Below are 16,339 nucleotides of genomic sequence, written 5' to 3'. Positions count from 1 at the left end.
TTACATTGCCCTACTCTTTGCTTAATTATCCGAACTTCAGGTCACTTATTCTTATTTAAGGACAAAGTACCTTTGACCCTTTTTGCAGGCTTAGTATTGTGCTTTGGGCTTGACTTACGTTTGTTGTGACTGTGATTTTGTTCACCATTTCGCGTTTTTGGCTTAGGCTTAACGCTATTTTGTTTGTCGAGTTCAGTTGTTCTATCTTTGCTGTTATGCGCTCGCCTATCTTGCTTTGGACGACCGACCTCACTAACTTCACTTCTAGGCTTATCATGCTGTTTTCCCGCACCAGCACCCGCTGATGCCTCTTGCGTTTTACTCGATGACTCTGTGGCGTGATTAATCGCTCGCATTTCGTTTTCGTTAAGGTGACGCCACTTACCAGAGCTAAGGCCAGTTAGATCGATATTCATTATCCGAATACGTTTAAGGTGTGTTACTTCAAATCCTAGATATTCACACATTCTACGAATTTGACGATTTAAGCCTTGGGTCAACACAATGGTAAATGACTTAGCCCCGGTTTTACGAACTTTACAAGGCTTTGTGACAGTGCCAAGGATTGGAACACCTGAGGACATACGTTTTACAAAGCGCTCATCAATGGGCCTATCGACCACAACCTCATACTCTTTTTCATGGTTATTGCCGGCGCGAAGGATTTTATTGACCATATCGCCTTGGTTGGTCAAGAAAATTAATCCTTCGGATGGACGGTCTAAGCGACCAATTGGGAAAATACGCTCAGGATAGTTAATTGCACTGACAATATTACTTCTGATTTTACGCTCGGTGGTACAAGTTACACCAACAGGTTTATTATAAGCAATAAATACAGCCTTTGGCTTTGCTTTCAGAGGCTTACCATCAATGATGATAGTGTCAGCATCAGACACTTTGGTGCCCATTTCTGGTAGAATTCCATTTACTTTGACACGGCCTGAGGCGATTAGGTCATCAGCTTCTCGACGACTGCAGAATCCAGTTTCACTGATGTATTTATTGAGGCGCTTTTGCTCTGTCACGATACAACCACTTTGAGTAAAAACCCGTATTGTAATCGCTTCAACCGCTTTACACTACTGCATTTCTACTTTTGCAAACTTTTTCTTAATAGCTCAGGAGAAAAATGATACTGCTCTTTAGGTTTTCCTCTAAGGCTCATTGCCTTGTAATCAATAGATTGCCAGTTTTTCGCTGACTTTATCCAGTAATAGTCCGCTAGATTTTCCTTGGTGATCACACTTAAGTCAAACGCAAGCTCTGTGTTGTCTTTCCAAAAGGGATGCCCATAATAATGATCGTACACCGAAATCAACGCCCAAGCTCCCATCATAAAGTGCCCGCCAACGGATGCTTGCATCTCATTATGTTCAATAAGGTCAAAAGTATCCGACAACCAATCAAACCCACCAAACACTATTTGTGAAGTGCTTGATGCAGCTGCGGTGATAGCTCCCATCGCCATCAAATCTGACGCACACCAAATCAGGTTTGTTTCTGGATAGCGGTGCAACAATTTCTTAGTCTTATCAAAGGCTTGTTCTTTTGACCACCCGGCATAAACGGTTTGCTGAACCACCACGCCAACTTCATCAAAAAAGCGCTTTGCACCGTTGCTTCTAATATCTGACTCTGTGCCATAGTGACCATTGATAGCAATAGGGTAAATTGTCTCATGACCGTTAGTTTTAGCCTGTTGGTATAGTTTCTTTGCCAGATCATAACCAGCTTGGTCATTATCATGATGCACTTCCCCAAGCCAATACTTATAGTGTTCTTTTGGATTACCTATTGCGAGCCTTTCAGGGCCAGAAATCGTTTCTTCTAAAGTAATATGATTGATCCCATATTTTTCTAAAAGCTTTAGGCTTTCTTCGGCACCACCGGGATAATTAATGAGGATGACGTAATCGGGAGTAGCACGATAACTCAAATATTTTTTAAGCTCAGCGAGCTGTATAATTCGGTTTCCTTCTCCATAAATCACATCTAGTCTAATATCGAATTGATCCGCAGCCGCTTCTGTAATGCCTTGAACGCGCTGCCAAAATGGTTCACCAGGCACAGAAGGATTAACAAACAAGACATTTAAAGACTGTTTAGCATCAACACTAAAACACACCATCCATAGCACTAACCCAATTAGTACTTTTTTAATCATAGCGGGCTCTTCGTAGCACTAGTACCTTCAATAACTTCTCAAATGGACCTTGCTTAAACAGCTTACAATATACCACCGCAAGGGCTAATTGAATTATAGACGCAATTGCAAATGCCGTGAAATAATCCACCCGCTCCCAAGTGCTGATAGCGCTCGGGTTTATAAAGTAAAAATAGCTTACAAACACAATTGACTGGAGAAGATAAAACGAAAGCGCTAGACGCCCAACACATTGGAGACTCCAAAGGTGATGTTTTGCACCTCGCATTGCCGCCTTAATTACGACGACATAAAACAACGCAACAGGTACTGCAAGGATCCAATCTATTCCTTCAAAAAACTCGACGCCTAGCTTACGTTCAAGAACAAAACCAACAAATGATAAAATAATGGCTATCACGGCAAACAAGTTAATTTTATGAACAGGTTCAGTACGCTCTAAATCAAACATTCCACTTCGATATAAACGCATACCGAGTAGCATTAACCCAGCGGTATACCACAAAGTAATAACCGGGATAAGTAAACTGATAATGATAAAGTAAAGGCCATTAAGGGTGAGCAGTTCTAGGTAGTTTGCTGGAATTTGCTGCAAAAACTCAAGGTAGACTTCTGAAGTTCTATTTATTTGTGGTTCTGGATCAATTAACAGCAATAGGCTAATAACAATAGAAGGGGCTAAAATGAACCCTATTGCATAGCGACTTAACTTTTTGTCACTTGCATTAATAAACCGCAGCGCGACAAATCCACTCAACGCATAATTAAATAAAATATCTCCAGGCCAAATCAACACGCCGTGTAACACGCCAAAGACCATTAGCCATGTTAGTCGATGTCTTGCAAGGCTCTGATCATCCTTCTTTGCTACCTGAATGCATAATGCCGCTCCAAATAACATTGCAAATAAGGTTCTGAATCGACCATCAAAGAAAATACTATTAACCATTGCGAAGAACGGATCAAGATAGTGGGCTGTTTGGGCTGGTACATAGCCCAACTCAAAATTGGCCATATGTACCATATTCATGGAAAGCAAGCCAAGCAGCGCGAACCCGCGGATCGCATCCATCGCAATAATTCTATTCATCAATACACACGGTTTTTATACATATCAGCCCAGTTTATCGCAGCAGCATGAAAATCAGGAAGGTTTTCGTCTTTGTAGTTTAGATAACTGCACGCATCCTGCAGAGTCCACCAGCTTCCAGACTCATAGGCTCTAACGATATTTAAGATATAATATAGCGTGTTGGGTTTACCTATCAAAGCATCATGAAGCTGCTCAGGAAAAGGTAGCTTGTTTACAACCTGCTCCATTGGCCTGTCAAGAATGGCATCAAGCAGAGAAAATAACCCTGTCATAAAACTCATATTGGCAAGTCCTGGCGAAATTTGCTGCGCGATAAGCTCACAAAACCGAGAACGAACAATAGAAAGACGTGTTAATTCTGTTGGCTTTCCCTCGGCTACGTGGGCTGTCATAATTAAGTTTACAAACTTTTTTACACGCTCGTTCCCTAAATATACCAAGGCTTGCTTTAAAGATTCGATACGACTTTTGATTGGAAATACGCCGGAATTAATTAGCCGTAGCAGTTTGTACGCAAGCGCAGTGTCTTGAGCAAACAACTCGGCTAATCGTGTAATACTCATATTCGGTTTAAGTGCTTCTTCATAAATAAGCATGACAATCACATAATTGATAGTAATGTCTTTTTGCTCAATCATCTTTGGTTTTGCAAAGAAATAGCCCTGAAAGAACTGAAATCCCATCTTTTTAGCTTGCTCGAATTCTTCTTCGGTTTCGACTTTTTCCGCAAGTAGTTTGATGTTCTTTCGCTCTTTGATCATATCAATCACTGGCACTATGGTGTCCAGCGGATGTTCCATGACGTCGAACTTGATCAGCCTTACGAGCTTTAAGAAAGGTTCCCATTCTTTTGAGTACTCAAAATCGTCCAACGCGAGTCTAAAGTTGCTGTGAAATAAGCCTCTTATCCGCTCATAATTTTGTTTTGTTGGCGGAATAGTCTCCAATAGTTCCAAAATCACATCGTTTGCTGGGAGAAACTCACACAGCTCCTGACGTAACGAGTCTGGACCAATATTAATTAGCGCTTTCTTTCCCGAAGTGAGATATCGCATGCCGAGGTTAAGTTGATTATTCATTATCAGCTTGGCTGTCGCTGCATCATCTGCAATATTTGGAAAGCTATTTTTTACACCATCGCGAAACAACAATTCGTATGCAACAACTTGTTTTTTACGATTAAATATGGCTTGGCGGGCCACAAAAACCTTCAAACAAAAACTCCTTCGTACCTAAAGTGAACAATCGCACTTTTGGTTTAGCAATTTTTAGATTTTAACCCTTTATGATGATAAAGAAAATCAACCTAAGCTATTAAGAATCAAAATAATAGCTTAAAAGATAATGCAAAATGATAAAAAAGAAAGGCCAAAGCTATCTTTTGATACCTTTGACCTAGTTTTTTGTTTAGCAACTGAGCCAATTGCTAAATACTTAACACAGATGAGAAAATTTTTTTATCTACATTTTCGCTATCTATATAATTGTTCGCAGTATTTTTGTGCAACATCGGACCAGTCAAAGCGCTGCATACGAGCTTGCAGCCTGAGTTGTTGATATTTTTCGCTATCGTTCATCAGATCAGCAAGCGCTAATTCAAAAATCGCAATAAGCTGACTACCTTGCTCAGCGAGTGTTTCTCCTTCAAAGCAATAGCCGGTTTCATTGTGTTTTACTGTATCAGATAGTCCACCCACTTTATGCACGATACAAGGTTGTCCAGCGCGCATCGCAAGCATTTGGCTGATACCACAAGGCTCAAAGGAGCTTGGCATTAAAAACAAATCACCTAACGGGTACAGTTGTTCGCCGAGTGCTTTACCATAACCATTTAAAAACAAGACATTGTTATGGCGTGCCATTACTTCGGTAAATAGCTGCTCAAGACTTGGATCACCAGAGCCAACAATCACAATACGTGCTCCTTGGTGCTTGGCTATTTTTGCGATGTCATCGAGCACAATGCCTGATTGGGTAGGCTGTCTTAAAATAAGTGCTTTTTGATCGGTGAGACGACCGACACTTGTAATTAGCTTGCCGCGAAAGGCTTCGTCACGCCAAGCGAGTATGCGTTGGTGGGCAATGTAAAACCGAGATAATACTTGGCTAGATTTCGCCATCCATTGAAACACATGCTGCTCAGCAAGCGCCAAATAGTCAGCAAAAGTTAGATTCTCTTCGTCACCTGACTCATCATACACACAACCGTTTAAAATACCTGCTAACCGTCCTTCATGAGACGCATGCTGCATGTCGCTTTCTAACCCTTCGCCACCAAAAAAACCAAGCTCAGGGTGGCTTGGGATCATCACTTCTTTGGCGTAATTAGGAGAAACAACATGCACTTTGTCTGACAGATTAATAGCCGCTCGCATTGGATTAAAGCAGTGAGGATATTTAGGATCGCAAATACTGAGTCCATCATAGGTGAGTGTAGGAAACCAAGACTCAAGGCTGGAAAAGTCATGATTAAAAGGCCGGCTCCCTTGAAGCGCAAGGTTATGCACAGTATAAACCGTCTTTAGCGTCTTTAAGCGTTTGAATCTAGGACTAAACTGACGAAGTACAGCAACAACAGCTGCATGCCAGTCATGTAGGTGTACAACATCTATCTCCGCTACCAACTCATGTTCAATAAGTTCAGCAACTGCCGCACTAAAAAACGCAAATCGATTTGCATCTGTCGCAAAAGGCTGGTGGGGATCATTACAGTAAATAGCGCCGTGATGCTCACTAAACAATGAGTGTGAAATGACATATTGAGTGACATTGTCACTTTCTTCAACAGACCAAAGCGTCGCCGTTTCTAAATGTTGACGAAAAGGGACGGCAATATCAGCGACTAAGTTTCGATTTAAAGCAGCTTGGCCATAATCAGGTGTGACCACCGATACTTTAATGCCAAGCTGCGCCAATGCGTAAGGCACGTCGCGTATTACATCTGCGACGCCCCCCACCTTACAATTTGGCAACCGATCGTTTTCGGCTGCCACTAAAATTACATGCATAGTACCTCTACATGGATCATTTATTATTTTTTTCCGCAAGCTCTGCGAGCATATCTCGGGTCACCAATACGATCCCCTTATTCGACACTCTAAAGCCATTCTCTTTGTCTAAGTCAGTATCGTAACCAATGGTCATCCCCTCTGGTATTTGACAACTGCGGTCAATGATTGCGTTTTTGATTTTGCAGTTACGCCCGATTTTGGCACCCGGCAACACAACGGCTCCTTCAATTTCACAATACGAGTGAACATGCACATTGGAAAACAGCAATGAACGCTTAACCTTAGAGCCAGAAATAATACAGCCACCAGAAACCGTTGAGTCTACGGCCATACCGCGTCTATCATCATCATCAAATATAAATTTAGCTGGTGGTAACTGTTCCTGATAAGTCCAAATTGGCCAATGAGGATCATAGAGATCAAGTTGTGGTTCAGGAGAAACCAACTCCATATTCGCTTCCCAGAATGAATCTAGCGTCCCTACATCTCGCCAATATGGCTGCCCTTCATGTGATGGGTCGCAAAATGGATACGCATACACATTATGCTCTTCTATGATGGATGGGATAATATCATGACCAAAGTCACGACCCGACCCTTCTCGTTCCGCATCCTTTTTTAACTGCTCGAATAAAAACTCAGTGTTAAACACATAGTTACCCATAGAAGCCAAACATACACCTGGCTTTCCAGGGATTGACGTCGGATCTACCGGCTTTTCATCAAAACGACGCACCCGGTTGCTTTCATCTACAGTCATGACACCAAACGTTTTTGCCGCCTCTTCACAGGGCACTTCAATACAACATACGGTCATATCTGCACCTGTCTCAACGTGCTTTGCAAGTAAGCCACCGTAATCCATTCTGTAGACATGGTCACCCGATAAGATCATAACGTATTTGGGAAGCTCATGACGAATAATATCCATATTCTGGAAAACTGCATCTGCTGTGCCGCAGTACCACTCATCACCATATCGCTGTGATGCTGGCAATATCTCTACAGATTCTCCCAGCTCCTTTTTAAAGTGTCCCCATGCGCGATTAACATGGCGAATAAGGGAGTGCGACTTATACTGCGTGGCAATGCCAACCCGACGGATCCCTGAGTTAATGCAGTTAGACAGTGGAAAATCGATAATTCGATGTTTGCCGCCAAAATAAACAGCAGGTTTCGCTCGCCAATTGGTGAGCTCGTGAAGGCGCGAACCTCTTCCACCCGCAAGTATTAAAGCATATGTTTCTCGAGTGAGGGTACTAATATAACGATTCGCATAATTAGGCATTATTTCTTCTCTCCATAACTTTTTTGCGGTGACTACTGCATTGGGCTCAAGCGCCAAATATCATCGCTGTAATCTTGAATTGTTCTATCGCTAGAAAATTTTCCACTTGCTGCGGTATTGAGAATACTCATACGCAGCCAATGTTCCTTGTCTTTGTATGCTTGGGCCGCATGCTCCTGGCTCTCAACATAGGAAGGAAAATCTTGTGCCACTAACCAAGGATCGGTACTACTCTTAATTGAGTTGATTACGTCATCAAAGATATTAGGCTCAAATAGGTTAAAGTGCCCACTTTCGAGCAAAGCCATAACGCGTTTTAGGTCATTGTTGCTTTCTATTATCTTAAGGGGCTGATAATTTTGGCGCACTTGCTGTGCTTGTTCAGCAGTTACACCAAATAAGTAAAAGTTGTCTGCACCAACACATTCTCGTATTTCGATATTTGCACCATCTAAGGTGCCTATGGTGATTGCGCCATTCATCATAAACTTCATGTTGCCAGTGCCAGACGCTTCTTTTCCTGCGGTTGAAATTTGCTCTGATAAGTCTGTTGCAGGGCAAATCACTTCCATTTTTGATACATTGTAATTGGGCATGAAAGCCACTCGAAGATAGGGCCTCGCCGCGGGGTCATTGTTGATAACATTAGCAACATTATTGATTAATTTAATGATCTTCTTCGCCATGTAATAACCAGGTGCAGCCTTACCTCCAAACAGTACGCAACGAGGAACAAGCTCTGCCACATCACCACGACAGATCCGATCGTAAAGATGGATAACGTGCAATACGTTAAGTAGCTGGCGCTTGTATTCATGAATACGCTTGACTTGAACATCAAACATCATAGTTGGGTCAAACTCCACCTGACATTCATGGGCAATTAGCTCAGCCAGACGTTGTTTGTTGTTTTGTTTGACTGTTAGCCACTGCTTTTGGAAGGCGTAGTTATCGTAAAAACGACGTAGTTCACTAATTTTAGAAAAATCAGCTTGCCACCCGTCGCCAATTTTATCGCTGATCAATTGCGCCAGTTCTGGATTACAGTGCGATAACCAGCGTCTTGGCGTCACCCCGTTGGTTTTATTATTAAACTTCTCTGGGCAAAGTTGATAGAAATCGTTAAACAAACCAGCTTTTAATAGCTCGGTATGCAGTGCAGCAACACCATTGACAGAATAACTGCCTACGATCGCAAGATACGCCATGCGAATTTGAGGATGACTGGACTCCTCAATGAGTGACAGCGCACGCTGTTTTTCGATATCACCGGGCCATTTCAGTGCAACTTCCGACAAAAAGCGGGCATTGATCTCATAGATAATTTCTAGCAGCCTTGGTAACAAGCGCTCAAATAAGCTCACTGACCAGCGCTCTAATGCTTCAGGCAATAAAGTATGATTGGTGTATGCCATGGTTGATGTCGTTATCTTCCATGCGGCATCCCATTCCAGCTCGTAATCATCTAATAAAATTCGCATTAACTCTGCTACGGCAATACTGGGGTGGGTATCATTGAGTTGGAATACATGATAATCCGCAAAATCACCGAAATCATCGCCATATTGCTCAACCCACGTTGCGATCACATCTTGCAAGCTCGCGCTGGATAAAAAGTACTGCTGCCTTAGTCTCAGCTCTTTGCCATTTTCACTGGCATCATTGGGGTACAGCACCATCGTTATCTGCTCAGCGAGATTCTTTTTCGCTACCGCTTCTGAGTAACTACCGGCGTTAAATTCGTTGAGGTCAAACTCATCAGTTGCCTCTGATTTCCATAGTCTTAATGTGTTTACCACCTCATTACGATATCCAGGAACAGGAACGTCGTAAGGCACCGCGAGAATATCTTGCGTATCAAGCCACTCACGATGCTGCCTACCATTTTTGTCGGTATGCACTTCAACATGACCAAAAAACTTAACTCTTCGAGCTTGTTCTGGTGCGGCAAGTTCCCATGGATGACCTTCACGGAGCCAGTTATCTGGCTGTTCTACTTGGTGACCCTGTTCACAGGTTTGGTTAAACATCCCAAATTCATAACGCAAACCGTAACCAACAACAGGAAGGGCTAATGAAGCACAGCTATCCAAAAAACAAGCTGCAAGACGGCCTAAACCACCATTACCAAGACCTGCATCATGTTCAGCCTGCGCGACCTCTTCAAGCTCAGTACAGTATTCTTGTAATGCCGCTTGAACTTGTTCTTCTAAGTCTAGATTTAACACCGCATTAGACAGCGCTCTACCCATTAAAAATTCCAACGAGAGGTAAGCTGCTTTACGCGTCTTTTTACTCTTAATGTGCTCTTTGGTTGCCCGGCAACGGGCGACTAATCGGTCACGAATAGTCAAGGCTAATGCATGGTACAAATACAGTCGCGACTCTCCTACTTTGTCCCGACCTAAGGTGTAGTAAAAGTGACGAGTCAAATCATCACTCAAGGTGTTTTCATCTATCTTTGGTGCATCTTGCCAATGTTTTACGACGCATACTGGCGCACTTTTATTAGCCATGCTTTTCATCCCCTTTGATTGATGTAAATATCCATGCTGACTTAGCTGGAACCTGTAAATATGAATCTAACTCTGGTTTTTGCGGTTCAACCGCGGTGGTAATTGCTTGCTGCCAATGAGATGAAAATGCACTAAACGGCAACTTTATTTGCAATGTACTCTCACTGGCGTTCAATATTATTAGCAGGCTTTGCCCGAGCTGCTGATCGGTGATGGTGTAACTCAACCATTTACGGCTTGGCTCTCGCCACTGTTCAGGCGATAACGGCTTTGCTTGTTCATTAAACCAATTCACCGCAAAACGACTGTCACTGTCATGGACATAAAATGAGTGAGAAAACGCGGCAAATTGCTTACGAAGCGCAAGTAAATCTTGAATAAAAAAAGTTAACGTATGGTGTTGCTGGTGGTTTTTCCATGCCAGCCAGCTCGTGCAGTTGTCTTGGCAGTAAGCATTATTGTTGCCACTTTGCGTATGTGCCATTTCGGTGCCCGCACAAATCATCGGGATCCCTTTGGATAAAAACAAAGTGAGTAATGCATTTTTCTGCATACTGAGGCGCAATTCATTGATTTGGGGATCGGCACTGAACCCTTCTACCCCACAATTAAATGAAAAGTTTTCACTGTGGCCGTCTCTATTTGCCTCACCGTTTGCTTCATTATGTTTATGCTCGTAAGCCGTCCAATCAAATAATGAGAAGCCGTCATGACTGGTAAGAAAATTTATGGAGTTCAAAGGACCCCGTAAGTTATGTTCAAACAGGTCACTGGAGCCATGAATACGCATCGCAAGCTCTGGCAATACTCCCTCATCGCCACGCCAGAAGCGCCTAACGGTATCTCGATATTTATCATTCCACTCACGCCAAGGAGAAGGAAATTGTCCAAGTTGATACCCACCAGGACCAATATCCCAAGGCTCGGCAATCAGCTTTACTTTGCTAAGCACAGGGTCTTGATGGATCGCTTGCAAAAACGCATGTTGATTTGAAAATCCCGAGGCTTGACGAGCAAGGATCGTCGCCAAATCAAAGCGAAAACCGTCCACCCCCATGTATTCCACCCAATAGCGCAAGCTGTCCAATACAAGTCTTAATACCACTGGATTCGAGATATTTATCGTGTTTCCGCAGCCAGTGTCATTAATGTAGACATTGGGCTTACTCGGCAAGGTGCTGTAATAAGTCAGGTTATCAAACCCTTTAAAGCTTATTGTCGGGCCATCCAAACCACCTTCCGCAGTATGGTTAAACACCACATCCAAAATAACCTCAATACCGGCTTGATGGAGCCGCTCTACCATTACCTTAAATTCGTTGATGTCGTCGTTAACGAGATAACTTTTGTGTGGCGTAAAAAAGTTGAGGCTGTTATACCCCCAATAATTTTTTAGTCCTTTGGTCGTCAGAAACTGCTCATTGATAAACGCATGCACAGGTAGCAGCTCAATCGCAGTAACACCAATATGCTTTAGGTGATCGATAAAGATTTGTTCAGCAATCCCTAAATATTTACCTTGGTGTTTAGTTGGAATATCTGGGTGTCGAACAGTTGCCCCTTTAACATGGCATTCATAGATCACCGTTTTACTCCACGGCGTCTTGGGTCGCTTCCCTTGATACTTCTCAATCGCTGTCACTTTGCTCTTTGGCATATCACAGGCGTTATCTGAAGGGTTTAAATGACCTACTGGCAAATGGCAAAAATGCCGTTCACTCCAAGTAAACTCACCAAAAAAGTCGCGGCAATATGGGTCTAAGAGTAACTTATTGGCATTGAAAAGCAGCCCTTTTTCCGCACTATACTCCCCGTCTACCCGATAGCCATATAAGTCTCCGACTTTTGCTCCTTCAATAAACAATGACCAATTTCCGCCCTCATGCCGAAACATCCCTATCCGATTCACTTCGCTATGGCCGCTTTTGTCGAACAGACACAGGGTTACACGTTTCGCTTTCGGTGCATAAACACAAAAGTTAACGCCTTTATCACTAGCCGTTGCACCTAATAATTGATGATCGCCGCGATAACTGGTTAGCATGTGCCACCAGAGATCAGCTGCAAATACACGGTTGCCAAAGGCGGAACGGTTATATCAATACTTTGCTCAAGGCCATGACTTGCTATGTTTTTCGATTCAATGAGTTGTTGTTTATGTGCAACAACTCCAACGCCGCTCCCCCAAAACGCTTTGTCATCCGTGTTTAAGATAACTTGATACGCACCCGCTGACGGCACGCCTAAACGGAATTGAAAATGGGTTTGTGGCGTAAAGTTTGCTATCACCACCAGCGGTGTAACACCATCTCGTCCGTAGCGTACAAAACTAAATATGCTTTGCTCAGCGTTCCCCCCATCAATCCAATTAAATCCTGTTGATTTGTTATCACACTCGAATAGTTGCGGCGTTGATTTATAGGTCGTATTGAGCGCTTTGACACACTTATACACGCCTTGGTGTGCTTCACTTTCAAGCAACTTCCAGTTGAGTTGTTGGTTATGATCCCACTCCTCTCGGGGGGCAAGTTCAGCGCCCATGAACAGCAACTTTTTACCTGGGTGGGCAAACATAAAGCCATAGTAGGCACGTAAATTAGCGAATTGCTGCCAATCGTCTCCTGGCATTTTGCTTAGTAGCGCACCTTTGCCATGTACCACTTCATCGTGACTTAATGGCAAGATGTAATTTTCAGAATAGGCGTACACCATCGAAAAGGTCATTTCATGGTGATGGTACTTGCGGTGAATTGGGTCTTTGGACATATAGTTTAGCGTGTCATTCATCCACCCCATATTCCACTTATAACCAAAACCCAAACCATCGTGTTCAACACTGCGGGTAACGCCGGGCCAAGCTGTGGATTCTTCAGCGACCATCATAATACCTTCGTCAACACCATAGCATTTGGTATTGACTGATTTGAGGCACTCTATTGCACCTAGGTTTTCACGACCGCCATATTGATTTGGCACCCACTCCCCATGTTTACGGCTGTAATCCAAATAAAGCATCGATGCCACAGCATCCACTCTTAAACCATCGATGGCGTATTCTTTTATCCAATACATTGCATTCGACAGCAAAAAGCTTTTTACTTCAGCGCGATCGTAGTTAAAAATATAGGTATTCCAATCTGGGTGAAACCCTTGCCGCTTATCAGCATGTTCGAATAGATGCGTACCATCAAACTTATGTAAACCATGGGGATCTGATGGAAAATGTCCCGGTACCCAGTCGATAAGTAATCCGAGCTCTTCACGATGACAGCACTCAACGAAGTAAGCAAAATCCTCCAAGCCACCAAAGCGACTGGTTGGCGAGAATAACCCCACTGGTTGGTAGCCCCACGAGCCATCAAAAGGATATTCACTGATAGGCATCAGTTGCAAATGGGTAAATCCCAGTGCCTTTACATAGGGGATAAGGTCGTCCGCTAACTCTCGATACGTCAGATAGCGATTACCTTCTTCCTCTCGGCGCTTCCACGAGCCCAAATGCACCTCATAAATACTAATGGGTGCATTGACTTTATTACGCAACGATTTTTTATCATGCTCAGCTTGGCTCAACGTGAAAGCGGCTGGTCGCGCCTGAGTTATACTCGCCGTGCCTGGTGCTTGTTCCATTTTAAATGCAAATGGATCGGCCTTTTCTATGCGCTCACCCTCAAATGTGGTGATTGCAAATTTATAGCAACAATCAACCTCCAGAGCTGGAATAAAAAGCTCCCATACACCACTGGCTGGATGTAATCGCATTGGATGTTGCACAGCCTGCCAATGGTTAAATTCACCTATCACAGAAACAGACAAGGCATTTGGCGCCCAAACACCAAATCGAAACCCAATTACTCCCTCTATCTCTACTTGATGTGCACCTAGATGCAAATAAGCTTGGGCTTGTGTCCCTTCATTAAATAAGTACAAGGCATCATCCGCCAAGCAACTATCAAAACTATATACATCTCTCCCAGTAACGGTTTGCTCTGGGTAGTGCACTTCAAGAAGGTAATCTTTACTGATGTCATCCGCTTTAAAATCTAATGTGAATAGCGCACTTTTGCGAAACCGTTCAAGAGCGTAGCTGCTATCGCTGGTAAGCACCTTAACTTCTGTCGCACCTGGAATAAAACAGCGCACGACTGAGCGCTTGGCATCTAGCTGGTGTAGCCCTAAAAAGGCAAATGGGTCGCGACACTTACCGGCTTCCAAAGCGGCTAATTGACTGATGTAGTCATCTACTTGGGCGTCTTCTATTTTTGCTCTTGTATTCATCTATTCTTTCCTGCTGGTTACCGCATCTCGGATCAGCGGCCGAGAACTTGCAATAATTTCCGCTGATGTCTGATTAAGTCGCCTTCTCCAGTTTGGATACTCTTGGTCAGTACCAGGAATATTCACTGGTAACTTCTGTTCGTCGAGGTCATCAAACTGAATTGTCAGCATTTTTGCAGGCGACTTGGCGAGTACATTGATCAGCGCCTGATACACATCACGGGCTTCGCTCGCAAGGCTGACATTCACCTCACCATAGCGTCCAAGCCAATGACAAAGCTTTTCTCGCTCAGATGTTCGCTCTTCATCCGCTTTTGTTAGTTGGGGTTCGCTCAATAACTGATATTCACGTTTCAACCTAAGGTCATCATGGCTCCACCAGCCAAAAAATGGCGGGACGTCATGGTTAGCTACCATGAGTAACGCATTGTGCTTATAATGCGAGGGTGCTAAAAACTGACCGTGATAATCCTTCTCGAAGTAAAAAAGAATATTGCTGTATATATGAGACTCATACATTGCTTCTTTGATTTCGATTGGAACAACCCCTAAGTCTTCACCAATGATCATCACTTGATGTTTGACGGACTCAATTTTGAGGATCGCTAAAAGGTACTCAAATGGATAATATACGTAGCAACCTGTTTGCTGCTGATCTTGATAAAAGCACCACCACAACCTTCTTAGGCCCATCACATGGTCAATTCTTAATGCCCCAACACCGGTGATGTTCGCTTGGATCAGCTGTTTAAAAAATGCAAAGCGCTGCGCTTTTAACTTAACGGGGTTTAACGCTGGTAACCCCCAGTTTTGACCGAGCTCTGCCCAAGGGTCTGGAGGCGCGCCCACGCGAGCATATTCGGCATACAAATTTTTATTGCTGTTGTATTCGCTTGAGCCGTCAGCACAACCAACGGCTAAGTCATTGATTAAGCCTACGGCCATACCGGCATTCAGTGCCGAAGATTGGCATTGCGTTAATTGTTCAAACGCAAGCCATTGTAAAAATTTAGCAAAGTCATCGTCCTCAAATGCCTTAAGCTCTTGCTGCTTAGCCTGGCAAAATCGAGCAAAGTCTGCACGCCACGCTCCAGTTTGTTGACACAATAACTGCCACGCAAAACGTAACGCACTAAGCTTACTTTCCATACAGTGAGTCATATCAAGATATGTCGCGTTCAAGTCACTCTTTGAGACGTCTAAATAGCCGGCGAACACACTCACATCTAAGCCAAATTGTTCACACAAAAGCTCTATAGAAATGTAAAAAGGGTGCAGTAGGCGGCGGTCATTTGGGCTGTACGGACTTGCTTTTTCTGGTTCATCAACAAACAACAAATGCATTGGGTTTAACAAAATATAGTCAACCCCTTCAGCTGCGCTAGCCTCAACTAATTGCTTTAGATCATAAAAATCCGCACTTAGCTTGCTGCCAGCAGGCTTTAACGAATATAGCTGAATAGACAATCCAAGGAGCTTTTTATGTTGTTCAATTGGGTCATAACACTGTTTAGGCGTCACCCAAAGTTCTGTCTCAAACCGCGCACCATTTAACATTACCTCAGCGCTATGATAACCCACTTCAATCGCGTTTATTGGCACTTCAAGTTGAACATAACGTGTATCTTGATAGCGGTAATCCCCAACCGCGACTTGCTTGTTTGGATCGCAAACACAGCGATAACCCAATGCGGGGATCGACACAGTTAATTCGTTAATTTGCAGGCCGGTATCCACTCTTATCGTAATAGTTGGCGTCTCTTTGCAAACCAAAGAAATGGCTTCAACTGGCGTTAACCACTTAGCAATATCCAGCTCAAAATTGAGTGTATTTATTTCATCTAGATTGCTGACATCAACACCGCACTCCTGCAATGCCTGTAGACGAGTTTGGTGATCAAATACCACATGATCACCGGTGTATTTATGGTATTCATAACCAATACCATAGAGATAAAGAAGCTGGGCAATGTTGTCCATTTATAA

The 16,339-nt window shown here is 43.4% G+C and carries 10 protein-coding genes; all 10 read right to left on the bottom strand.

Annotated features, from left to right (window positions below):
- Window positions 1–41: 41 nt before the first annotated feature.
- Complete coding sequence (gene rluF / locus NH462_RS02705) at window positions 42–1,028, bottom strand: 23S rRNA pseudouridine(2604) synthase RluF (protein WP_017216772.1); 987 nt, start codon at window positions 1,026–1,028, stop codon at window positions 42–44.
- Window positions 1,029–1,093: 65 nt separating this feature from the next.
- Entirely contained in the window at window positions 1,094–2,167 is a 1,074-nt protein-coding gene (locus NH462_RS02700; protein WP_010372970.1) for an ABC transporter substrate-binding protein, read from the bottom strand.
- Window positions 2,160–3,257 (bottom strand): DUF418 domain-containing protein, encoded by a 1,098-nt coding sequence (locus NH462_RS02695; protein WP_248694138.1) that lies wholly within the window; start codon window positions 3,255–3,257, stop codon window positions 2,160–2,162. The genes NH462_RS02700 and NH462_RS02695 overlap by 8 nt, the downstream gene beginning before the upstream one ends.
- A complete protein-coding gene (locus NH462_RS02690; protein WP_010372977.1) occupies window positions 3,257–4,474 on the bottom strand; it encodes an HDOD domain-containing protein in 1,218 nt (405 codons plus the stop codon). Before NH462_RS02690 ends, NH462_RS02695 begins: the two co-directional genes overlap by 1 nt.
- A 258-nt stretch (window positions 4,475–4,732) precedes the next feature.
- Window positions 4,733–6,268, bottom strand: coding sequence for a glycogen/starch synthase (locus NH462_RS02685; RefSeq protein WP_253103725.1), 1,536 nt, complete (start codon window positions 6,266–6,268; stop codon window positions 4,733–4,735).
- A 16-nt stretch (window positions 6,269–6,284) separates the two neighbouring features.
- A complete protein-coding gene (gene glgC / locus NH462_RS02680; protein ID WP_010372983.1) occupies window positions 6,285–7,559 on the bottom strand; it encodes a glucose-1-phosphate adenylyltransferase in 1,275 nt (424 codons plus the stop codon).
- 32 nt (window positions 7,560–7,591) lie between these two features.
- On the bottom strand, window positions 7,592–10,075 hold the full coding sequence (locus NH462_RS02675) for a glycogen/starch/alpha-glucan phosphorylase (RefSeq protein ID WP_253103722.1): 2,484 nt from the start codon (window positions 10,073–10,075) through the stop codon (window positions 7,592–7,594).
- Window positions 10,068–12,119: a glycogen debranching protein GlgX gene (glgX, locus tag NH462_RS02670; protein ID WP_253103719.1), complete on the bottom strand. Its 2,052-nt coding sequence runs from the start codon at window positions 12,117–12,119 to the stop codon at window positions 10,068–10,070. Before glgX ends, NH462_RS02675 begins: the two co-directional genes overlap by 8 nt.
- On the bottom strand, window positions 12,113–14,353 hold the full coding sequence (glgB, locus tag NH462_RS02665) for a 1,4-alpha-glucan branching protein GlgB (protein ID WP_253103716.1): 2,241 nt from the start codon (window positions 14,351–14,353) through the stop codon (window positions 12,113–12,115). Before glgB ends, glgX begins: the two co-directional genes overlap by 7 nt.
- The gene (malQ, locus tag NH462_RS02660; protein WP_253103711.1) at window positions 14,354–16,333 is read right to left on the bottom strand and encodes a 4-alpha-glucanotransferase; all 1,980 of its coding nucleotides are present in this window, start codon (window positions 16,331–16,333) and stop codon (window positions 14,354–14,356) included.
- Window positions 16,334–16,339 lie beyond the last annotated feature (6 nt).

It is taken from the genome of Pseudoalteromonas sp. OANN1 (genome assembly GCF_024124685.1).
GTDB lineage: Bacteria > Pseudomonadota > Gammaproteobacteria > Enterobacterales > Alteromonadaceae > Pseudoalteromonas > Pseudoalteromonas piscicida.
The sequence above is the reverse complement of the archived record's forward strand: the minus strand, read 5'-3'. Positions and strand labels throughout refer to the sequence as shown.